This window comes from Paracoccus isoporae (genome assembly GCF_900101865.1).
Classification (GTDB): Bacteria; Pseudomonadota; Alphaproteobacteria; order Rhodobacterales; family Rhodobacteraceae; genus Paracoccus; species Paracoccus isoporae.
In genome coordinates this window covers 1-22,253 of the sequence record NZ_FNAH01000007.1, presented here as the reverse complement: position 1 = coordinate 22,253, position 22,253 = coordinate 1, and the positions used below count along the sequence as shown (strand labels likewise).

The 22,253-nt window shown below is 65.2% G+C and carries 11 protein-coding genes and 1 pseudogene; 5 read left to right on the top strand and 7 right to left on the bottom strand.

Features of this window, described 5'->3' with window-relative positions; translation table 11 throughout:
• Position 1 precedes the first annotated feature (1 nt).
• Positions 2-478, top strand: a complete 477-nt coding sequence (gene tagF / locus BLT73_RS11575) for a type VI secretion system-associated protein TagF (protein ID WP_090524010.1) — start codon at positions 2-4, stop codon at positions 476-478.
• Positions 479-486: 8 nt separating this feature from the next.
• Here the strand turns inward: tagF and BLT73_RS11570 are convergent, their stop codons facing one another.
• The 4 genes from BLT73_RS11570 to BLT73_RS11555 form a co-directional block, all read right to left on the bottom strand.
• Positions 487-2,883: a type VI secretion system Vgr family protein gene (locus tag BLT73_RS11570; RefSeq protein ID WP_090524009.1), complete on the bottom strand. Its 2,397-nt coding sequence runs from the start codon at positions 2,881-2,883 to the stop codon at positions 487-489.
• Positions 2,884-2,973: 90 nt separating this feature from the next.
• A complete protein-coding gene (locus BLT73_RS11565; protein ID WP_090524007.1) occupies positions 2,974-5,424 on the bottom strand; it encodes an ImcF-related family protein in 2,451 nt (816 codons plus the stop codon).
• A gap of 3 nt (positions 5,425-5,427) precedes the next feature.
• On the bottom strand, positions 5,428-6,309 hold the full coding sequence (locus BLT73_RS11560) for a M15 family metallopeptidase (RefSeq protein WP_090524006.1): 882 nt from the start codon (positions 6,307-6,309) through the stop codon (positions 5,428-5,430).
• Complete coding sequence (locus tag BLT73_RS11555) at positions 6,309-7,022, bottom strand: PP2C family protein-serine/threonine phosphatase (RefSeq protein ID WP_245727287.1); 714 nt, start codon at positions 7,020-7,022, stop codon at positions 6,309-6,311. Before BLT73_RS11555 ends, BLT73_RS11560 begins: the two co-directional genes overlap by 1 nt.
• Here BLT73_RS11555 and BLT73_RS11550 point away from each other — a divergent pair.
• The 4 genes from BLT73_RS11550 to BLT73_RS11535 all read left to right on the top strand — a co-directional run bounded on the left by BLT73_RS11550 (position 6,993) and on the right by BLT73_RS11535 (position 17,777).
• Positions 6,993-7,886 (top strand): OmpA family protein, encoded by an 894-nt coding sequence (locus BLT73_RS11550; protein ID WP_245727285.1) that lies wholly within the window; start codon positions 6,993-6,995, stop codon positions 7,884-7,886. The two genes, BLT73_RS11555 and BLT73_RS11550, sit on opposite strands and share 30 nt — an antisense overlap.
• Before the next feature lie 327 nt (positions 7,887-8,213).
• A complete protein-coding gene (locus BLT73_RS11545) occupies positions 8,214-9,977 on the top strand; it encodes a ShlB/FhaC/HecB family hemolysin secretion/activation protein (RefSeq protein WP_090524001.1) in 1,764 nt (587 codons plus the stop codon).
• Positions 9,928-15,855, top strand: a complete 5,928-nt coding sequence (locus BLT73_RS11540; RefSeq protein WP_176805059.1) for an MBG domain-containing protein — start codon at positions 9,928-9,930, stop codon at positions 15,853-15,855. Before BLT73_RS11545 ends, BLT73_RS11540 begins: the two co-directional genes overlap by 50 nt.
• A complete protein-coding gene (locus BLT73_RS11535) occupies positions 15,855-17,777 on the top strand; it encodes a caspase family protein (protein ID WP_090523999.1) in 1,923 nt (640 codons plus the stop codon). The genes BLT73_RS11540 and BLT73_RS11535 overlap by 1 nt, the downstream gene beginning before the upstream one ends.
• 42 nt (positions 17,778-17,819) lie before the next feature.
• On the opposite strand, the gene BLT73_RS11530 is transcribed toward BLT73_RS11535, so the two are convergent.
• From BLT73_RS11530 to BLT73_RS17620, 3 genes and pseudogenes are all read right to left on the bottom strand, one after another.
• The gene (locus BLT73_RS11530) at positions 17,820-18,329 is read right to left on the bottom strand and encodes a hypothetical protein (RefSeq protein WP_143025669.1); all 510 of its coding nucleotides are present in this window, start codon (positions 18,327-18,329) and stop codon (positions 17,820-17,822) included.
• Positions 18,330-18,523: 194 nt separating this feature from the next.
• Positions 18,524-21,346 (bottom strand): type VI secretion system ATPase TssH, encoded by a 2,823-nt coding sequence (gene tssH, locus BLT73_RS11525; protein WP_090523996.1) that lies wholly within the window; start codon positions 21,344-21,346, stop codon positions 18,524-18,526.
• Positions 21,347-22,127: 781 nt separating this feature from the next.
• Positions 22,128-22,253 (bottom strand): annotated as a pseudogene (locus BLT73_RS17620) (acyl-CoA dehydrogenase); the annotation flags it as partial.

Genomic DNA, 22,253 nt, shown 5'->3' with positions numbered 1-22,253 from the left:
AGTGGCGACCGGGTTCTTCGGCAAGCTGCCGACGCGCGGCGACTTCGTGGCCCGCGCCTTGCCGCCCGGTGCCAGGCCGGTTCTGGACCGCTGGCTGACGCGGCATCTCGCGACATGGGCCGGCCACCCCGAGCACTGGCCCGAAACCGGGTTCCGGGCGGTGATCGCGCATGGTCAGGGCGTTTTGGCGCTGTTGATCCTGCCGAGCCGCGACGGCACCGGGCGCGCCTTTCCGCTGGCCGCGGTCGCCGCGGCGCCGTCGGTCGGGACGGATCAGGTCGAGGCGTGGGCGGCGCAGGCGCTGAGCGTGTTGCGCGAGGCCTGTGCGGGCGTGTTGGACGCGGATGAGCTGGCCGAGGCGCTGTCTCGCTGCACGCTTGACAGCGCCGGGTCTGGTCTGGATGCCCCGCTGCTCTGGCAGTCGGGCCAGGCCCCGGACATCCCGGAGATCGTGCTGGGCAGGCGCGAACAGGGCTGAGCGCGCGATCAGTTCTGTTTGATCTTGCTGCCCTTCATCGTGATGTCGCTGCTGGCCTTGACGTTGATCTTGCCGGATCCCTTGGTGGTGATGTCCTTGCCGTCAATATTGATGGTGCCGTCCTTCTTCATCGCGATGCTGGCCTTGCCGCATTTCAGCACCAGACTGTCCCCGGCCTCGACCACGATGGTCTTGCCGACATTCAGCGCCATGTCATCGCCGATGCTTTCGCTGGCGGATTTCGCGACGCTGATCGTGCGGTTCTCGCCGATCGTCTGGGTCAGGTTCTTGCCGATTTCGGACAACTGGTCCTTGCCGATGCGGATGCTCTGATTGTCGCCGATCACCCAGCCGTCATCCTTGGCGATGACATGCTGCTGCGCATCGCCCACCGTGACCGCGCGTTCCGCGCCGATCGTATTGACCTGCGCGGCCCCGACCAGCCGGGTTTCGGCCGCGCCCACCGTATCGGTCCGGGTCAGCTTGACGGTGACGGTCTGGGTGGCCCCGACGCTCTGGCTGTGGTTCATGCCAATAACCTCGGTAGAGTTGTTTCCCACGCTGATCGATTCATCCACGCCCACGCGCAGCGTCCGGTTCTTGCCCACTGTCTCGTCGTCATTGCTGCCGATCTTGACTGTGCGATCAACGCCCACCGTGGTCGATTTGTTGTTGTCGACGGCCTCGGTCCGGTCATGCCCGACCCATTGGGTCGCGTCGCGCACCACCTCCTCGGCCCAGTCATTGCCGATATGGCGGGATTCGTTGTTCTTGACCAGTTCGTTATGGTCCTTCTCTGCCTGGAAATAGACCTCCTCGCTGCCTTTCTTGTCCTCGAACCGCAACTCGTTCCAGCCGCCGCCGCCGGGGCTGGAGTTCGATTTCCAGCCGGATTGGGTGGCATTCGCGGGCAGCGCGTAGGGCGGCATCTGCTCGGCGTTATAGACCCGGCCGGTGATGATCGGCTGATCGGGATCGCCCTCGAGGAAATCGACGATCACCTCCTGCCCGATGCGCGGGATCTGGATGAAGCCCCAGCCCGAGCCCGCCCAGGCGGAGCTGACGCGGATGAAGCAGGTGGTGTTCTGATCGCGCCTGCCATCACGGTCCCAGTGGAACTGCACCTTCACCCGGCTGTACTTGTCGGTATAGATTTCCTCGCCCTGCGGCCCGACCACGACAGCGGTTTGCGGCCCCTTCATCACCGGGCGGCGGGCGCGGAAGGCCGGGCGATAGCTGACCCGCTCGGGGATCAGCGTATACAGTGCCGAAAACCCGGCGCGGTCGGCCTCGCGCGACTGCTTTTCCGGCATGGTGGCGAAACGCGCCGCCGGATCGCCCATCGACGCGCCCTGCGCCTCGCTGCGGTGGCGGCGTCCGCGGATGTCATACGCCACCCGCTCGATCACATAGGATTCATTCTCCACCTCGCGCGGAAAATCGGTGAGCGCGAAGACATTCCCCGACGCCGGTGCGGACGCGGTCGACAGCGCGGTGATGACCTGCATCCGGGCCTGATCCTGCTGGTTGCGGATCATAGCGAGGTCATCGCCTCTCTGAAACTCCGTATACTGCCCCGGATAGCCATAGCGCGCCCCCTCGCTGTTGCTATGGGGCAGCGGATTTTCGGACCGGCTCATCAGATCGGCGGACGGTTTCTCGAAATCGTAATCGGTCAGGCTGTGGCTGCCCGGAACGATGCAATCCGCCCGGCTGAAATCGGTGATCGCGCCAATGCCGGCGGCATGGCCAGACCAGCCTTCGCGAAAATGCAGCGTGCTGCAATTCTCGGCGGATTGCAGTGCGCCGAACCCGTCGCAGAAAATGATTCTGTGGCCGGACGGATCGAAACGGAAAAAATAGAATATCCCTTCATGTTCCAGCAGCCGCTGAACGAAATTCAGGTCGGATTCGCCGTATTGCACGCAATATTCGCGTTTCGGCGGATCCCGGTCGAGCTGCCATTCATAGGCGGTGCAGCCATGCTGTTCCAGGATCTCGCTGACAATGTCCACGACGGTCATCTCCTGGAAGATGCGGTTGTCGCTGGACTTGCCGAGCAGCCACATGCGCGGGCGCAATGTCAGGTGATAGCGCCAATGCCCCTGGCCGTCAGTTCCTGCGAATCGGAACTCATCGACAATCCCGTGAAAACAACGGATTGAGGCAGGATCCTGCGGATCGGCGGACACATGCAGCGCGACCTCCTCTCCCAGAAGATCATGCGCCGCGATATCCGGTGTGCCGCTGATCGCGCTGACGTCGAATTCGAAACACTGGCTGATCTCGTCATGCCCCTGCATGGCCAGAAACGCCAGGCCCCGGAATTCCTCCATCGGGATGTTTGACAGCATCTCTTCCGAGGGAAGCGGAGTCTGCAAGATGGCGAAACGCTCATTCGGCATGGCTGATCCTTTTCCCCATTCGGAATTTTCAAAATTCGCTCAAATCGCGGCAATTATAATCCGAAAAGCCGAATTCCGGAAACGCTACAATTACAGATTCGGCGGGCAATCCAATCCGCGCATGGTCTTGCGGACGGAAATCGGATTGAGCGTGTCGGCAAAGCTCATTTCCAGGAACACCCGGCCAGTGTCACTGCGCAGATCCAGCAGCGCGCGCGCCCCGTCATCGCGCAGCCGCAGCCGCAGCGTGTCGATCAGCCGGAACAGCCCCCACTGTCCCTGATGGCTCAGCCGCCCGGCATCGGTGCCTTCCCGGAAACTGACCTCGATCCCGGCCTCGGGCGACGGGCCGGGCCAGGACAGCGCCACGGGCGCACCCGTCGCCAGAACCGGCTGCGCCACACCGCCAAGCGCGATCAGCGTCCGCCCGCGCTCGGCAAGCGCGCTGAGCGTCACCTCAGCCCGAACCACCGGGCCGCCCCCGAACAGGCCCTGCGAGATCTGCGCGGCGCGTTCCAGAAAGGCGGCGCTGTCCGGCTCCAGCCCCTCGAAGCGCGCTTCCGGCTTCCATCGCCAGGGGGATTCCGCGGTCTCGAGCTGCGGCAGCGCGGCGTTTTGCAGGAAGCTGGTGAGAACACCCTGCGGGCCGAGCAGACCGGCCAGTTCCGCCATCGGCGCGTCCGGCCCGCCATCGGCAAAGGGATATCGCCCCTGCACGAGTTGCTGGCAGGCGGGAAAGACCTGCTGCTGCCATTCCCGCGTCAGCGCGTTGCCGCCCGCCATGGCGGCCGTCTGCGGCGCCGCGGACTGCGCCAGCACATCCTCGGCAATCTGCACCACGATGCGCGGCGCGGCCTTCAGCGCGGTGATGGAGCGCGCCCGGTCGCCGATGCTCATCAACCGGTCCATTCCGCGCCTGCGATCCAGGTCCACCGCGCCAAGTGCCACGTTGAGCGCGGCAAAGAGGGCGGAAATCTCGGACATGCGGCCCTGTTCGACATACTGGATCAGCGGGCCGAACTGGCGGGCCAACTGTAATTGCTGCGCATGGCTGCGGCGCCGGTCCTGCCCGCCGACCTGCACCCAGACCTCGCGGAACATCCGGCTGAGCGGATTATCCGGCCGGGCAAGCGCGCCGGAGACGATGATCGCCGTCTCGCGCTGCGCGAAGGGCCGGACCCGCAGATCGGCCAGCCAATCCTCCCAGGCGGCGATGGTCTGCTGTTGCAGGCGATCCATCAGCAAATCGGGGGTGTCATTATCCGTGGGCGGCGCGTCGCCGAGGATCAGCGGCGCAACGGCACGCGCTTTCTGCACGGCAATCCCGACACCGTAATCGCGGGCATGATCCCATCCGGCCTGAGTGAACAGGCCGGGAAGGGCTGTCTCGATGGGCGTGCCGGAGCGGCGCAGCAACACCTGCGGTAGCCCCGGCACCTGCTCGGCCGGATCCCATTGCGGCAGCGCCCGTGTCTGGCCGGCCCGCAGCAATTCCAGCCAGGCGCGGTCCGCATCCGGGATCTCGGCGGCGAAGCGTCGCGCCTGTTCGCGCAGCTCGGTATCGCGCGGGGTCAAACCTGCCGCGGGTCCGGTCAGCCGCGCAACATGGGGCGCCAGCCCGGCCAACCCGGACTGTGCGTCGCGATCTTCCAACCATCCGGCGAGATAGCCCGGCGTCCAGTCATCCTGCCCGGTCAGCACCGACCAGGCCCGCAGCGCGTCATAAAGCAGCAGCCCCTCGCCTTCGGACGCAATCGCCGTCTCGATCGCCTCGGCCACGGCATCGGGCAACATGCGCTGCACGGCGTCGGCGTAGACGGCCTCCGCCCGTGTCTGGCTGTCATAGACCGGCAGGCGCAGCGCCCGTTTCAGCGGAGCCTGGGACGCCGCGTCGGTGACCCGGCCCACCGCCGCGCGCATATCGTCCAGCCGGCGGACAAGATCGCGACCGCTGCGCGGCTGATCCAGCCCGATCAGCAGTGCCTCGGCGTCGAAGCCCGCGCTGATGCGTTGATGATAGCGCAGTTCGAGAAAGCCCGCGTAACCCAGCAGCCCGACACAGAGGGCGAGCACGAACCCCGCGATCTTCCAGCCCCAGCCGCCACTTCCCAGGCGGCGATGCCCGTCCCGCGCCGACTCCGCCCGCGAGATCAGCACTGCCAGAAATTCGGCAAGATCCGCAAAATCCTGCCCCTGCGATTGCGCCACCTTCTGAAATTCCCGGATCCGGGCCAGCGACATGTCGCGGCCATCGAACAGCCGCCGACGAAGCAGGACGGACCACGTTTCGAGATCGATCGTCCTGACCGTGCGGGCCCGCCGGTCCAGCAGAACCGCCAGCCCATATCTGGCCGGCTTCAAGGCGTGGGACGACGCCCCCGACAGGATCGCGTCCACCTCGAACCGGTCAAGAAGACCTGCGGCCTCCCCGATCAGCGATGCCGCGCCGCGCCCGGCGCGCAGATCCAGCTCGTCGATGAATTGCAGCATCGGACGGGCAGCCATGTCGAAGGCAGAGGCGTTGTCCCGTCCGCGCGCCATGTGTCACAGATGACCCTCGGCCTGCCATTTCCGCAGCGTCTCGACGCCGACCTCGAAATGCATCGAGTCCTCGCGGCTATAGGTGGCACCCCAGAACCAGCCCTCCTTGTTGAACAGTTCGGCCAGCAGCAGCAGCCCGAATTGCGTGCCACCGTCACCGAACCCGTCGAGCTTGCCCTCCAGCTTCACATCGATGGCCGTGCCCCAGGAATGATTTGACACCGCGCTGCGCGATCCGCGGATCAGCCGGGCGCACATCGCCCCGGCCGTGCCGAGCGCCGCGTAGATGTCTGGCTCGCTTTGCTGCAGCTCGGCCAGTATGCGTTCGAGACTGTCGAGCGCGGGCCGGATCATCGTCACCCGGATCGGCCCGATCTGCCGGGTTTCGAGAAGCGATTTCAGCTTCGGCTGGGTCACCGCCTGGCAATCGGTGGAATAGCTGTCACGCGGATGGCCCAGAACCTCCAGCATCACCCGGTTGCCGGGCTGGGTCACACCGCTGTTGAAACGCGATTTGCCGAGCCGCATCACCTCCGTCATCTCGGCCGTGCCGCCGTGATCGGAGACCTCCTCATCGCCGGACAGCGCCGGGGCGGCAAGGTCCATCGCGGTCGCGGCGGCCGGTGGCGCGAAAGCCGGCTGCGCCGCCTGAAGGGCCAGATCCTCCGCCAGCCGCTCGATGTCGATCTGGGCATCGCGCAATTCGGCCCGCAGCGTCTCGACGCCGCTGCGCAGCTCCGCCAGCTCCGCCTCGCTGCGGTTCAGCCGCAACTCCGCGCTGCCATCGGCGGTCTCGAGCAGCGCCCCCACCACGGCAAAGGCAAGCGCGGCGATCACCAGCCCGATGGCGACGATGATCGGGCCGATCAGAGCACCATGACGCATCAATACGCCTCCTGCGCGAAGATGGCGACGACCGAGACATTGTCCGGCGCGCCATTTTCCAGCGCCTGCATCGCGAGTGCCCGGCACAGGCTGCGCGGATCGGCCGGACGCGCCATGATCGCGGCGATCTGGCGGTCCGGCACGCAGGTGGTCAGCCCGTCGGAACACAGCATCAGCCGGTCCTTTCGCACCATCTCGAACCGCGTCGTATCGATTTCGATCGCGGGCTCGACGCCGACGGCGCGGGTGACTACATGGCGCTGCGGATGGGTCTCGCGCTGATCGGGGTCCAGCAGGCCGGAATCGATCAGCTCCTGCACCACGGAGTGATCGCTGGTCAGTTGCCGCAGCGCGCTGTCGCGCCACAGATAGGCCCGGCAATCCCCGACCCAGGCAATCGTCGCCACCGCGTTCTGGATCATCGCGGCGACCATCGTGGCGCCCATCTGGTCAATCCCTTCCTGCGCGCTGCGGGTCAGGATCTGCTCATTGGCTTCCGCGATCAGTTGGCGCAGACCCGCCTCGGCCGGGGCGTGGTCGGACAGGGTGGCGATTCTGTCGATCACCATATCGGCGGCGATTTCGCCGTTGCCATATCCCCCCATTCCATCAACCACCGCCCACAGCAATCCGCCCGGATCGGTCAGAATGGCATCCTCGTTATTCTCGCGGACGCGCCCGACATGGGTCAGCCCATTTCCGCGGATGACCAAAGGGCGATTCTCCGCCATGATCCGAGGCGGCCGGGTCGTCGGACCAGTCACGTTCGCGGCTCGCTTTCCTGTTGGGCTGCGGGAATCATTCACGACCTTGGAAAATGGCTGAACTTTGAATTAATTAATGATACCCTAGGAATCAGTCTTATCAAACCTTTCCATTTCTGCGGTGTCAAAATGCGTTTCACGCCCTGTCTTCCCGTTTTCGCCATTGCCGGATTTGCCGCGATCGCCAGCCCGGCATTGGCGCAGGATGATCTTTCGGTCGAAGATCTCGTCGGCCTGTGGAGCAAGCAGCAGGAGGTGTTTCGCGAGGCGCAGTCGAACGGCCTGGGCAAGACCCGCGGGCTGGAACTGGTGACGATCGACGATGCGGGCGCGGAGGCGGCACAGCCTGCGGCCGGGGCGGTGCTGAGCACGACGCCTGCGGATCAGCAGATCGCCGGCGCGGCAGGCACCTCGGATCCTGCAATGACTGACGCGCCGGAGACGGTGCAGCCGGTTGTGTTCGGACAGCTCGACCCGGAATTGCAGGTCAATCTGCAGATCAATTTCGACTTTGACAGCGCGGCCCTGGCCGAAACCGAAAAGCCGAAGATGCAGAAGATCTGCGAGGCGATGAAGCTGAGCGATGTCGGCGTGTTCCGCATCGTCGGCCATACCGACACGGCCGGCAGCGACGCCTATAACGAGCGGCTGTCGATCATGCGCGCTGAGGAGGTGGTGCGCTACCTCGTGGATGAATGCGGCGTCGACTCGGCCCGGCTGGAATCAACCGGCATGGGCGAGCGGTTTCCGTTCAACCGCGAAAACCCGCAAGCGGATGAGAACCGCCGCGTCGAATTCCAGGCGATTATCTAGGCGCCATGATTATCCCGGCGCCGTGTCGTCAAATTGTGACGGTCGCGGGAATAGGAATTGGATAACGTGGCGGCGATGAATCGCTGATTCTTCGTCGGTGCTGATGCCTCTTTGCGATCTGCCGATCCAGGCCGACCAAATCGGCCGGGCAGCCCATATTTGCGCGCTATTTGCGATGTGATTGCACTGCGAAATACCGGCCTCGTCAAGTTAACCCTGTTTCTCCCAAAAATATCCGGAAATGCGATCTGCAATTCTGGACAGAAACGGCATTTGGGATATTCTGATTCGAGACGCGATTTCATTAAATAACTTGGAGGGATCAGTATGACGAAAGCTGACGCCGCCCCGACTGGTCCCGTCGCATCCTGGCAGCGGGCGCTCGCCGTATCCGCAGCGGCGCTGGCGTTGCTGGCGACTCCCGCCTTCGCGCAAAGCGCCAGCTCCGTGACCCCGGAGAGCTTTCAGCCGCGGCTGCAGAACCTCGCGGGCTCGGTGGTGTTCAGCGGCAATACCGGCACCCAGGCCCCTGCCGGGTCGGAGCAGATCGGCATCACCCTGTCTGGCGTGACGCTGGAGGGTGCTTTCCCCCAGATGGCTGCCGCGAATGCCGCGCTGGAAACCCGGCTTACACGGGGGCGCATCCCGGTCTCCGAATTGTTCGAGGCCTCGGCCGAGCTTGAGGCGGCTTACGCGCAGGCCGGCTATGTGCTGGCGCGGGTGGTGCTGCCGCAACAGACGCTGCGCGACGGCGGCAATCTGCGGATCAGCGTCGTGGACGGTTTCGTGGAATCGGTCGATGTCTCCCGCACCCCGCCCGAGATAAGGCGCCGGATCGAGGCGCTGACCGGACCGCTCGTCGATCGCCCCGGCATGACGCGGACTCAGCTTGAACGTCAGCTTCTGCTGGCCGGTGACGTGTCCGGCGTGGCGCTCGGCTCGGCACTGGCGACGGGCAGCCGGCCCGGCGGCACGGTGATCGCGCTCGATCCGCAATTCCGCAAGATCACCGGCTTTGTCGGCTTCGACAATTTCGCCCCGCCGGAGTTGGGCAGCATCGCGCCCGACGATCTCGAAGGCGTGGTCATCCATTCCGGTTTCGAGCTGAACAGCATGCTCGGCTATGGCGAGACCTTCTATGGCCGCATGGCCGCATCGCCGCACGGGCTGTTGTCCGACGACCCGCGCTACCGGGTCTTCGCCCTTGGCGCGGTGGTTCCGGTCGGCGCGTCGGGGCTGGCAGTGAATGTCGAGCTGACCACCAGCGACACCACCCCCGACAACAAGGCACAACCCACACGGTCCAGCTTCGATCGCCAGTCCTTCCGGCTGATCTATCCTTGGATCCGGTCGCGGCAGATGAACCTGACAACGCAGCTCATGCTGGATCGCCAGAAGGATGAAATGCGGCCGCTGACCGGCGGGCTTCCAGCCTTCTACCGCGACGAGACGACCGTGCTGCGCTTCGGCGGGAACCTGTCCTACAGCCATGAGGACGGCGCATATTCGACGGCGGGCGCGGTCCTGTCGCGCGGCATAGATGCGCTCGGCGCACGCAGCGCGGCCGAGGCGGCGCGCAGCAATGTGCCCTTGTCGCGCGCGGGTGCCGATGCGGAGTTCAGCAAGCTGGTCCTGTCGGCCAATCACGAGCGCGCGCTTGGCGAACGCTTCTCGCTGGACGTGACCGGGCGGCTGCAATCCTCCTTCGGCGATCCGCTGGTCACGGCGGAGCAGTTCAGCATTGCCGGGCCGAACGAGTTGTCGGCCTTCGATTCCGGCGATCTGCGCGGCGATAGCGGCTGGGTGATCCGGGCCGAGCTGTCCCAACCCCGCCCCGTCAAGCTTCGCGGCGCGGATTACGTGTTCAGCCCCTATGTCTTCGCCGGGGTCGGTCAGGTGCGGATCGAGCAGCCGACCACGCTCGAACAGGCGAAGGAATCGGCCAACGCCTTCGGCGTCGGCATCGACCTGATCTCCCAGACCGGCTCTCGCTTCCGGTCGAATTCCCTGAGACTCGAATATGGCAGAGGAGAGCGGAAACATGGCTCAGACAATTCGCGCGTCAGCCTTTCCGGCAATTTCCGGTTCTGAGCGTCCGCTGCGGCTGCGCGCTGCACTGCTGAGCAGCACGCTGCTGATCGCCCTGCCCGTCGCGGGATCGGCACAGGATCTGCCCAGCGGCGGCACGGTGGCCAGCGGGAAGGTGTCGATCGGCCAGCCCTCTGCGAACGCCATGATCATCAACCAAGGCTCGGAACGCGCGGTGGTGAACTGGGACGGTTTCTCGGTCGGGCGCGGCAACTCGGTCGATATCCGTCAGCCCGGACAGGGCAGCGCGATGCTGAACCGGGTGACCGGCGACACCACCAGCCAGATCCACGGGGCGCTGAACGCCAATGGTCAGGTCTATGTCGTCAATCCGAACGGCATCGTGATCGGGGAATCCGGGCGCGTGAACACCGGGGGCGGCTTCGTCGCTTCGACGCTGGACATCTCGGACGAGGATTTCAACGCCGGCCGGCTGAGCTTTGGCGGCAATGGCCGATCCGCCGGGGTGACCAATCGCGGCAGCATCGCGGTCGGCGCGGGCGGCTATGCCGCACTTCTCGGCGGGCGCGTGGACAATTCCGGCACGATCTCCGCCCCTCTGGGCCGGATCGGGCTGGGCGCGGGCGAACGCGCGACGCTGGACCTGTCCGGCGACGGCTTCCTGCAGGTGGCCCTGCCATCGGAGGATGACGGGGATGACAGCGCGCTCGTGAAGAATTCGGGGCGCCTGTCGGCGGATGGCGGGCGGATCGAGATGAAGGCCGCGGTGGCACGGGATGCCGCGCGCAACACGATCAACCTGTCCGGCACGGCCGAGGCGCGCTCGGTCTCGGTCCAGAATGGCGCGATCGTTCTGGGCGGCGGCGCGGGCGGCACGGTGAAGGTAACCGGACGCGCCACCACCCGCGCGATCCGCCAGCCTGTGCAGACCCAGCCGCGGCGGCGCGAATCGAAGCTGGCTCTGCAAAGCTCGCCCCGCCCGCCGCGACAATCCGGTGGGCAGATCGACATCTCGGGGGCCGAGATCATGCTGCTCGGCGCGCTGCTGGATGCCAGCGGCGAGGGCGGCGGCGGGCGCATCCGCATCGGCGGCGATTTCGCAGGCCAGGGTCCGATGCCACATGCCGGCACGGTCCGGGCCGATGCGCAGACACGGATCTTGGCCGATGCGGTCACGTCCGGCGATGGCGGCCGGATTGCCATGTGGTCCGACCTGCGCACAGAGTTCAACGGCCAGATCTCGGCGCGCGGAGCGGGCGATGGCGATGGCGGCTTCGTCGAGGTATCGAGCGAAGGCGATGTCCGCTATGCGGGCCGCACCGATCTGCGCGCGCCCGGCGGCGCGTGGGGCACGCTGCTGATCGACCCCGTCGATATCGAGATCTCGGACCAACCCGGCGCGACCATGACCACCGCTGATGCCGAGGCCGCGCTCGAGATCGGTTCGCTGGAGTTGGACACGAACGGTTCGGCCTCGATGGAGGGCAATATCGAGGTGATGGACGGTCTGGGATGGGACGCCGGCACCTCGCTGATCCTGACCGCTGAAAACGATATCACGATCAGTAACAGTATCAGCGCCAGTGCCGGCGGGCTGGAACTGGAGGCCAAGGGCGATGTGAATTTCTCAGCAGCCTCGGTTTTTGTCGACCGGCTGACGATCAACGCCGACACCGCCGCGTTGACCGACAGCCAGATCACGGAATATGGCGCGGCGGGCGGGGTGAGTGCCCGCGTCTTCGCGCTCACCGGATCGGAATGGACCCAGGAGGGCCCGGCGCTTTCGCCATTCGACGTGCAGCAATTCAACACCAGCGACGGTTTCTCGGGGCCGAGCCGGTTCCTGCGCGTGACCGGCGGGGACGGTTCGGCAGCGGATCCCTATCTGCTGGTGGATGTCTACGGCTTGCAAGGCGTCGACTCCTATCTGACGGGCAGCGCGCCGGTCTTGCTGGACAGCAATTTCGCGTTGGCGGACGATATCGACGCCAGCGGGACGGCGAACTGGAACCCCAACCCCCTGACAGGCAATCAGGGCTTCAATCCAATCGGGAACGCCGAAGAAAATTTCACCGGCAGCTTCGACGGGCGCGGGTTCACGATCAGCGGGCTTACCAGCAATCGCCCATACTACGCCGCCATGTTCGAGCGGACCGCCGGTGCAACGATCAGCGATCTTGCGCTGGAGAACGTGGATATCCAGGGCGAGCAGCTTGCGGCGGGGCTCGTGGGTGTTGCCGATGATACGGTCGTCGAGAATGTCAGCGTTGCTGGCCAGGTGACGGCCGCTGGCGATCTCTTCGAGGTCACAGCGGGCGGTTTGATCGGGGACATGCTCTATGGCAGCGTGATGGACAGCACGTCCAATGTCGCGCTCACTGTTGATATGGCCGACGACCCCGAAAACGATTCCGATTACACGCTCTATGCGGGAGATGTCGGCGGCCTGGTCGGTCGCCTGACATATGGCGGCAATATCACCGCCTCCCGGTCGGCCGGCAGCGTCGCCGTGACCGTCACCGACAAAGAGTTCGAGGTGATGAATATCGGTGGCTTTGTTGGCTATCTGGACGGAACCATCACGGACAGTGACAGCAACGCCCCCGTCACCTATGCCGAGAGTGGGTCATTCAGCAGCACCGGCTCCGTCTCCGTGGGCGGGTTCGCCGGGCGGCACGAGACAGGCTTTGGCAGCGTGACAATGACCCGCACCGCCGCGCATGGTGAAGTGTCCGTCGATGCCGGTCAGGCGCCGGCGAATGTTGGCGGCCATACCGGGGTGAATATCGCGTCGGACATCATCGACAGCTATGCCGACGGCTCCGTGACCTCGTCTTCGCAGGAAACGCATTATGTTGGCGGCCTGATTGGCGCGACGGAGGGCGGTCAGGTGCTCAGATCCTATTCGCGGGGTCTGGTTCAGAGCAGCGGATCGGTCACCGGGATTGGCGGTCTGATCGGCTATAATCTCGAGGATTGCTGCGCGCCGCCGACCAGCGTGATCGCGTCCTTCTGGGATCAGGACCAGTCGGAACAGGGGCCGAACGGGCTGCCGAATTACGGCACCCCGCTTCCCACCGCGACCTTCCGCGACACGGCCGGTTTCCTGGCACTGGCAGAGGCGCAGGGATGGAATTTCGCCACGACCTGGGCGCCGGGGGATGCGACCGCGCACCCGGCGCTCTATTCCGTCGATCAGGTGGTGTTTGCCCGCCCGAACCCGCTGACCCTGCAATATGGCACGACCGGTACGGCCACCGCCACGGGCGATGTCGCCGGTGGCCCCTCCGAGAATGTCTTTGCCCAGCCGGGCGAGACGCTGAACGGCAATGCCTTGTTCCAGAACCCGGTCTTTCCGAACCGGAATACCGGGACAGGCCAGTTCAGCCTGGCCACGACAAGTCTGACCAGCAGCACAGGCGAGGTCTATCGCGTCGTCGATCTGCCCGCGAGCTACGAGATCACGCCGGCGCCTCTGCTGATCGGCGCCACCGCGCAGGACAAGATCTATGGCGAGAGCTTCGCGTTCACGGGCGGGGAGTTCACAATCGATCCATCGACGCAGCTATTCTACACCGACCGGGTGGACCGCGTGCGCCTGAGCAGCGCGGGTGCGCCCGGTTCCGCCACGGTCGGCAGCTATGGCATCACGGCTTCGGACGCGGCGGGCTCGGGCCTGTCAAATTACAACGTCAGCTATGCCGGTTCGCAGATGACCGTTCAGCCGGCCCCCCTGTGGATCACCGCCAACGATCAGACCAAGACCTATGGCGAGTTGTTCGCCTTTGACGGGGACGAGTTCTCCACTTCCGGCCTCGTGAATGACGACAGCGTCTCGCGCGTATCGCTCGCAAGCGGCGGCAGCAGCGCCACCGCGGCCGTGGCGCAATCGCCCTATGCCATCTCCGCCAGCGATGCCGTTGGCAGCGGTCTGGCCAACTACGAGATCAGCTATGCCGATGGCGAAATGACCATTGATCCCGCCCTGCTGACAATCACCGCGCAAGACCAGTCCAAAATCTACGGTCAGAGCTTCGCGTTCGACGGAACGGAATTCACGAGCGCAGGTCTGCTGAACAGCGATAGCATCGGCCGGGTGACCTTGCGCAGCGACGGCGCGGCACCGACGGCGGGTGTGGCCGGCGGCCCCTATGCGATCACCGCCTCTGAAGCGATTGGAGCGGGTCTCTCGAATTACAGCATCCGCTATGAAAATGGTCAGATGACCGTGACCCCGGCACCGCTGACCATCACCGCAGACGACCAGTCCAAGATCTACGGTCAGAGCATCACCTTCGACGGCACGGAGTTCACCAGCACCGGCCTTCTGAACAGTGACAGCATCGGGCGGGTGACGCTGAGCAGCGACGGCGCGGCACCGACTGCGGGTGTGGCAGGCGCGCCCTATGCCATCGCCGCTTCGGATGCGGCCGGCTCCGGGCTGTCGAATTACAGCATCCGCTACGCAGATGGCGCGATGACGGTCACGCCGGCCTCGCTGTCCATCACGCCGGACGACCAGTCGAAGATCTACGGCGAGACATTCGTCTTCGACGGCACCGAGTTTTCGGCGGACGGGCTGGTGAATAACGACCGCATCGGTCGCGTCACGATGTCGAGCGCCGGCAGCGGGCCGCGCGCCACCGTGCTGGGCGGCCCCTACCGGATCACCGCCAGCGGGGCGAGCGGAACCGGGCTGTCGAATTACGACATCAGCTATGGCAGCGGTCAGATGGCAGTCACGCCCGCCCGGCTGGTCATCATCCCCGATTTCATCGAAAAACCATACGGTCAGCAATACGTCTTCAGCGGCACGGAATTCTCCACCGAGGGGCTGAAGAATGACGACAGCGTGACGCGGGTGCGAATGTCCAGTCCGGGTGCTGCGGAACGGGCGGATCGGACGCTGATTCGCTATGAAATCGTCACCAGCAACGCCGTCGGGACCGGGCTGTCGAATTACGACATCGACTATTACGACTCCAGTTACGAGAAATTCGCGATCACGCCGATCCCGCTGACGATCACCCTGAATGACCAGACAAAGCGGCAAGGCGAGAGTTTCACCTTCACCGGGCAGGAATACACGGCGGTCGGGTTCAAGCCCTGGGAGGGTCATCCCGATATCGACATAATCAGCGATGGTGCAAAGCCCGGCGCAAACGCCGCCGGCAGCCCCTATGCGATCGACGGAAACCCGCCCTATGCCTGGTGGGTGCGGAATTACGACATCACCTTCGTTCCGGGCAAATTCACCGTCACGGCGCAGACGCCCGGCCCGGCATTCGAAGACAGGATACCCCGTCCGGTCAGCATCCCGGCCTTCGATCTGCCCAATCCGGTGGACACGATGTCGCTGGACATGGGCGCGGTTCTGACGATCGCGGCGGCTTCGCCCGCGGCGGAGCGCGCGCCCGCCTCGCAGGTGGTGATCGCATCCCGCAACGCGGCCGAGCAGACGCTGGATCAGGTCGACCAGTTCTCGGCCATCCTCGAAGTCGCGGCCAATAGTTGTTCGCAAAGCGACGCGGATGTCAGCCGATACCTGGCCTGCCTGTCCGATGCGCTCGACGATTTCGCGAACAAGCTGGACGAGATCTCGACCGACCTGCCGCCCGCGATGGGCAATGTGGCCGAGATCATCCGCGACGCCCGCCGCGACATCGACGCCTCGCGCAGCCGCGCCACGCGCAGGCTTGCCGGGGCCACCACCGCGGCCGAGCGGGACAGCATCCGCCGTGATGCGGTGAACGAGGCCCGCGCGGCCGTGGCCACTGCCTCCACGGAGATCCGAAAGGCCATCGCCCTCGTCCGGGCGGATGACCCGGAACTGGCGCAGGTCCAGTCCGCCACGATCAACCGCGTGGCGCAGGCCGTGGACAGCGTCGGCATCGAGTTGTCGCGCTCCGTGGGGCTGTAATGGCCCTTCTGCGGTGCGCGGTGCTGGTCGTGATCGTCGCGCTGTCGGCAGGCGCCGGCGCGCTTCATGCGGCGGAGCGGGTGGCGCTGATCATCGGAAATTCGGAATACGAAGCCGTCGAGTCGCTGGAAAACCCGAAGAACGACGCGCTCGACATGTCAGTCGCGTTGGAGGGGCTGGGCTTCGAGGTCATTCTGGGCCGTGATCTGACCCGCGACGGGATGGCGCAGTCCACGGCGGAGTTCGCGGCGGCCGCGCAGGACGCGGAGGTGGCGCTGTTCTTCTATGCCGGGCACGGGTTTCAGGTCGACGGGCAGAACTATCTTGTGCCGACCGATGCGCGGATCAGCTCGACCGAGGATTCGACCGGGCAGACCGTGTCCGTCAACGAGATTCTGGGCCGGATGGAGGAGATGCCAGGCCTGAAGCTGGTCTTCCTGGATGCCTGCCGCAACAACCCGTTCGGCGCCAGCATGGCCGGCGCGCAGGAGGGTCTGGCGCGGATCGGCACGGAGGCCGATTTCATGTTCGCCTATGCCACCCAGCCCGGCAATGTCGCCTATGACGGAACCGGGCGGAACAGCTTCTTCACCCAGGCGCTGCTGCATCAGCTTTATGCGCCGGGCCAGACCATCTCCGACATGATGATCGCGGTGCGGCGCGACGTGATGACCGCCACGGGCGGCCAGCAGATCCCGTGGGAGAACTCCTCCCTGACACGGCAGTTCGCCTTTGACACCCGTCCGCCGGGCGTGTCGCAGGAAACCATGTTCTACCAGGTGGCGACCGGCGCGCGGGACGATGCGCTGATGCGGCTCTATGTCGATCTCTACCCGCAGGGGGCCCATCTGGGCGAGGCGCTCGCCTGGCTGGAGACCGGCACCCGCACCCGCTCCATCGAGCGCAGCGATCCGGCCGAGCAGGCCGACAAGCTTTGGGCGCTGGCGCAGCGCAGCCGGGTGCGCCCGCTGCTGCAACTTTACCTCGACCGCTATCCCGAGGGGCGCAATGTCGAGGATGCGCGGCAGTTGCTGGCGCTGCTGCCGGAATTGCAGGACAGCAATCCCGCCGCACTTTGCGAGCGGCTGGCCACGCATCCGCGCGACGCGACCGCCGGGACATCTGGTGTCCCGTTCGAGCGGTTGCAGCGGAATGCGGTGTCGGCCATCCAGGCTTGTTCGGCGGCGGTGACGCAATCGCCGAACCTGCCGCATTACGTGGCCCTGCTGGCCCGCGCGACCGCGGCCTCGGGCGATCTGGGCCGGGCACTGGCGCTGTATGAAACCGCTGCCGACCGCGGCGATCTGCGCGCCATGGTCAGCCTCGCACAGCTCAAGGAAAGCGGGAACGGCACGGCGCAGGATATTCCGGGCGCGATCCAGCTTTACGAACGCGCCGCCGAAGCCGGCAGCCATGATGCGATGATCAACCTCGCCGTGACACTGTTCGAGGGCCAGATCCTGCCGAAGGATGACGCGCGCGCCATCGCGCTGCTGGAGCGGGCCTCCGAGGAGGGTTCGGCCAAGGCGACCTTCAATCTCGGTGTGCTGGCGCAGGATAACCTGATCGGCCAGCCCGAGGACGCGCTGTCCTATTTCCGGCGCGCCGCACGCGAAGGTGAGTTCCAGGGCTATCGCGCGGCCGCCATTCTGCTGGACGAAGGCCGCGGTGTGCCACGCGACCCGGCCGCCGCGGCCGACATGCTGCTGCGCGCCACGGCGGAGGATAACGGACAGGTGCTGGCCGATCTGACCGAACGCAGCGACCGCTGGTCACGCGAGACGATCACGCAGGTGCAGAGATTGCTGGCCGATGCCGGGCTGTATCGAAGCGAGGTGGACGGGCTGCCCGGCCCGGCCTTCAGCGCCGCGCTGACAGGCTGGCGCAACGGTGGCTTCGACGTGGCGGTGCTTGGCGATTGACAGGCGCGGGCCGGCATCACAGATCCCGGCGCCGCACCCGGACTAGCTTTTGGCAAACCCGCCGCCGCGCCAGTCACCGCGATACTGACCCATTTGCGTGCCATTGGTGTCCTTCTCCTTGAAGCCCGAAGTCACATAGGCGAGCAGAAACTGGAAGAAGCGCTGCTGTACCGTGAAATCCGCAAGATTATATCCACAATCCCTGACCTCGACGACCATGGTCGAAAACTCTGCCAGCGCATTCTGGCATGGCCCCTTGGCCAGACCGTATTTCTGCGTCAGGTAGCTGGTCAGCCTGCGTTGCAGTTCGGCATCCGCGATCTGCATTTTCGCGTCGAAGGCCGGCTCCAGAACGCGGCCCAGCAATCTCGCGCGGCTCCTGTCCTGCTGCGGATTGCGGAGTTGGGCGTGAATCTCGTCCTTCAATTCGCCTCGCGCCGCGTTGCGCCTGATGTCCTCGGCCATGGCGACCTTGTGCAACTGTTCCGCAGCAAATGCGAACTCATCATGCATCACGCCATATTCGCGCATCCTGTCAACAATGCTGTACATAATTTCCCTCCGTTAGCGGCCTGCTGAAACCTTCAATTTTCTGGCCCTCGACCTGGCGGCCCGGCGAAGACGCCCGCGGCGCGGCACAATCCGCCGATCGGTTCTGCCAAGGCCGGTCCCGCATCTCGCCAGGAAGACGGCGGCCGCAGCCGCGCCGCGCACGGCGCAGTTCCACCAAAGCCAGCGCAGATGTCTCAGGCGAAAATATACTCGAAGCCCGTGTCACCGCCCGTTACCGTGACGGAGCTCAATTCCTTCCCTTCCAGACGATAGCCGAGGATGCGCCGGCTGAGTTCGGGCATCAGCGTATTTGTCAGGATCGCGTCGATCATGCGCCCGCCGCTTTCGATCTCCGTGCAGCGATCCTTGATGACCTGCATGGCGCCATCGCCGATGACCAACTCCGCCCCGTACCCCTCGCCAAGCCGCTTGGCGATGCCGCGCAGCTTGTGACCGGCAATCGCCTCGATCATGCTGTCGGACAGCGGGTAGTAAGGGATCGTGACCACCCGCCCCAGCAGCGCGGCGGGAAACACCTTCAGCAGCGGCGCGCGCAGCGCGGCGTTCAGCGCGTCGGGATCGGCAGACGCCTTGCCATCCTCGGTCATGTCCATGATCTCCTCGGACCCGACATTCGAGGTCAGCAGGATCAGCGTGTTCTTGAAGTCGATCCGCCGACCTTCGCTGTCATCCATCATGCCCTTGTCGAAGACCTGGAAGAAGATCTCGTGCACGTCGGGATGGGCCTTTTCGACCTCGTCCAGCAGCACCACGGAATAGGGGCGGCGTCGCACGGCTTCGGTCAGGATGCCGCCCTTGCCATAGCCGACATAGCCCGGCGGCGCGCCTTTCAGCGTGCTGACGGTATGCGCCTCCTGGAACTCCGACATGTTGATCGAGATGACGTTATCCTCGCCGCCATACATCAGCTCGGCGAGCGCCAGCGCGGTCTCGGTCTTGCCCACCCCGGACGGGCCGCACAGCATGAACACCCCGACCGGCTTTTCCGGCGCTTTCAGCCCGGCGGCAGAGGTCTGGATCCGGTTCGCGATCATCTCCATCGCATGGTCCTGGCCGACAACGCGCTCGGCCAGGTTGGTGGCCAGCGACAGCGCCTTCTCGGTCTGGCTGGCCAGCATCCGGCCCATCGGGATGCCGGTCCAGTCCTGCACGACCGAGGCGACCGCCGCTTTGTCGACCGCAGGCAGGATAAGCGGCGTCTCGCCCTGGGCCGTCACCAGCTCGGCCATCTTCTCTTTCAGCGCATCCAGCGCAGCCGCGCGGTCGAATGGCGGTTCGGCGGGGGAAGCGGTCCCCTCTGGCTGCGGATCGGCCCCGGCCTGCTGCGCGTCGGCACCCTGCGCGGCAGCATCCTGCGCGATGCCATCCGGCGCATCGGATGGCTGGTCCTGATCGGCCGCGCCCTCCTCGGCCAGCACCTCCTCGGCATCGCCGATCTCGCCGGTCTCATCCAGCCGGGCGCCGGCGCCGCGCAGTTGCGCGCGCATCTCAAGAATTTCGGAGACAAGATCCTTTTCCGCGTCCCAGCGGGCCTGCGCCGCCTCGAGCGACTCCTGCGCCGAGGCCAGCCCGGCCCCGACCTCCTCGCGGCGGGCGGCGACATCGATCCCGATCGCCTCTTCCCGATCGATGATGCCGCGCTCGATTTCCAGTGCGGCGAGGCGGCGTTCCAGATCCTCGACCTCGGCCGGGGTGGCGTGTTGCGACACCGCCACCCGCGCGCAGGCCGTGTCCAGCAAGCTGATCGCCTTGTCCGGCAATTGGCGCGAGGGGATGTAGCGGTGGGACAGCTTCACCGCCGCCTCGATGCTCTCATCCAGCAATTCGACCTTGTGATGCTGTTCCAGCACCCCGGCGATGCCGCGGCACATCAGCACGGCGCGCGCCTCGTCCGGCTCCTCGATCTTGACGGTCTGAAATCGGCGCGTCAGGGCCGGATCGGGTTCGATATGCTGCTTGTATTCCGCCCAGGTGGTGGCGGCGATGGTGCGCAGTTCGCCCCGCGCCAGCGGCGGTTTCAGCAGGTTGGCGGCGTCGCCCGTGCCTGCCGCGCCGCCCGCGCCAATCAGCGTGTGCGCCTCGTCGATGAACAGGATGATCGGCACGTCAGAGGACTGCACCTCCTCGATCACCGATTTCAGGCGTTTCTCGAATTCGCCCTTGACGCTGGCCCCGGCCTGCATCAGCCCGATATCCAGCATGTGCAGATCGACATTGCGAAGTTGCGGCGGCACATCGCCCCGCGCCAGTCGCTGCGCGAACCCCTCGACCACGGCGGTCTTGCCCACCCCGGCCTCGCCGGTCAGGATCGGGTTGTTCTGCTTGCGCCTGAGCAGGATATCGACGATCTGCCGGATCTCGGCGTCGCGGCCGACGACCGGGTCCATCTTGCCGTCGCGCGCCCGCGCGGTCAGGTTGGTGGCGAACTGATCCAGCGCCGATTGCCCGCCCGGTCTGGGCTTCGCACCGGCAGGGCTCTGCCCCTCCTCATCCGGGCGGCGCTCCAGCGAGGCGGCCAGGATATCGTCGAGCTGCGCCGCCATTGCCGCCGCATCCAGCTTGTCGAATTCCAGGCTGATCTTGAACAGCAGCCCTTCCAGCACCGGCACCTGCAGCGCCCCGAGCAGCAGATAGGCGGAGCGCACCGTGTCGTCGCCAAACTCCAGCGAGCCGTAATTCCACGCCTCCTGGATGGCGCGGAAGATATGTTCCGAGAACTCCTCGACCGATCCGGCGCCATGCGGCAGCGCATCCGTGGCCCGCAGCACGTCGCCATCGAAGCGATGCCGGTCGACCCCGGCGGACTCCAGCAGCAAGGCGATATCGGAGCGTTCGGTATCGGCCAGGGCGGTGATGAAATGCACCAGTTCCACGTAAGGATTGCCCCGGCGTTTCGCGGCCTGCGCGGCTTCGGAAAATGCCTTGAAGCAAATGGGATTCAGTTTTCCCACCAGCTCCTTGCGCTTGACGATTTGCTGAGATCCGCGTGCGGCCATTTGAAACGCCCCCAAGAAGTTTCAGAAGTCAAAAACTGGAAATGGTCGGGTATTCCGAAAACAATAGCACGGCGATGGTATCGCGAAACTCTTTTTCTTGCCAGATATTTGATGCGGAACGCCTTTCATGCGTCCCGCTGCAGAAAACCCGAATTTCGACAGTTCGCAGACAGTCACCGTTCAAAGAAGTGACTGCGAGACTTAGATTTATCTCGCGCCTTCAGAAAGCCGAAAACGTGCAGAAAAAAAATTCTTGACCTTATCGGCTTTGGTTTCCAGCGGATGGAGCCGCCGAAAACCCTGCCCCCTTAAGATTCGACTTGCCAATTTGCAGAGCTGTAACCGATGCGGCACAAATGTCGTTAACGATGAAGCGCAACCGATTCAGAGAACATCCATCCCCATTTGATTGCGCCGCAGCGCCGCCGTCGAAACGCCCTCTCCGCCACACAGAAAGACGAAGCGGGACGATGCCGCGGCTCGCGAAAGCTTTTCCTTGGCAGGGACGTCGCAATGAGCAACTGTTTCGGCGCACGGAACAGATCGGATTCACGAACCAGATCCGTCTGGCGCGACAATGCGTTTCTCTGGCCGCTGATCTTGCGCGGCACCATTCCTTGCACCAAGGGCATCGCGTCAGCGGTTGACCGGCCGCAACGGGCCGATCACCTGCGTTCTGGCCGGATATGCGCTCTATCTCGCCCTCGGGCGCCAAGTGCTGCGCCTGTGGAGGCCGCAACAAACACGCAATCCGCAGGCAGCTTGACCGCCTGCGCCCGGATCAGAAAAACGCCTGCAACCCGGTGATCGCCCGGCCGAGGATCAGCGCGTGGACGTCGTGCGTGCCTTCATAGGTGTTCACCGTTTCCAGGTTGTTCATGTGCCGCATCACCTGGAACTCTTCCGA

Coding starts and splice junctions, on each gene's coding strand:
- BLT73_RS11570 (WP_090524009.1), bottom strand. CDS start 2,883: ATGCCGAATGAGCGTTTCGCCATCTTGCAGACTCCGCTTCCCTCGGAA.
- BLT73_RS11565 (WP_090524007.1), bottom strand. CDS start 5,424: ATGGCGCGCGGACGGGACAACGCCTCTGCCTTCGACATGGCTGCCCGT.
- BLT73_RS11560 (WP_090524006.1), bottom strand. CDS start 6,309: ATGCGTCATGGTGCTCTGATCGGCCCGATCATCGTCGCCATCGGGCTG.
- BLT73_RS11550 (WP_245727285.1), top strand. CDS start 6,993: ATGGGTCAGCCCATTTCCGCGGATGACCAAAGGGCGATTCTCCGCCAT.
- BLT73_RS11545 (WP_090524001.1), top strand. CDS start 8,214: ATGACGAAAGCTGACGCCGCCCCGACTGGTCCCGTCGCATCCTGGCAG.
- BLT73_RS11540 (WP_176805059.1), top strand. CDS start 9,928: ATGGCTCAGACAATTCGCGCGTCAGCCTTTCCGGCAATTTCCGGTTCT.
- BLT73_RS11535 (WP_090523999.1), top strand. CDS start 15,855: ATGGCCCTTCTGCGGTGCGCGGTGCTGGTCGTGATCGTCGCGCTGTCG.
- BLT73_RS11530 (WP_143025669.1), bottom strand. CDS start 18,329: ATGTACAGCATTGTTGACAGGATGCGCGAATATGGCGTGATGCATGAT.
- tssH (WP_090523996.1), bottom strand. CDS start 21,346: ATGGCCGCACGCGGATCTCAGCAAATCGTCAAGCGCAAGGAGCTGGTG.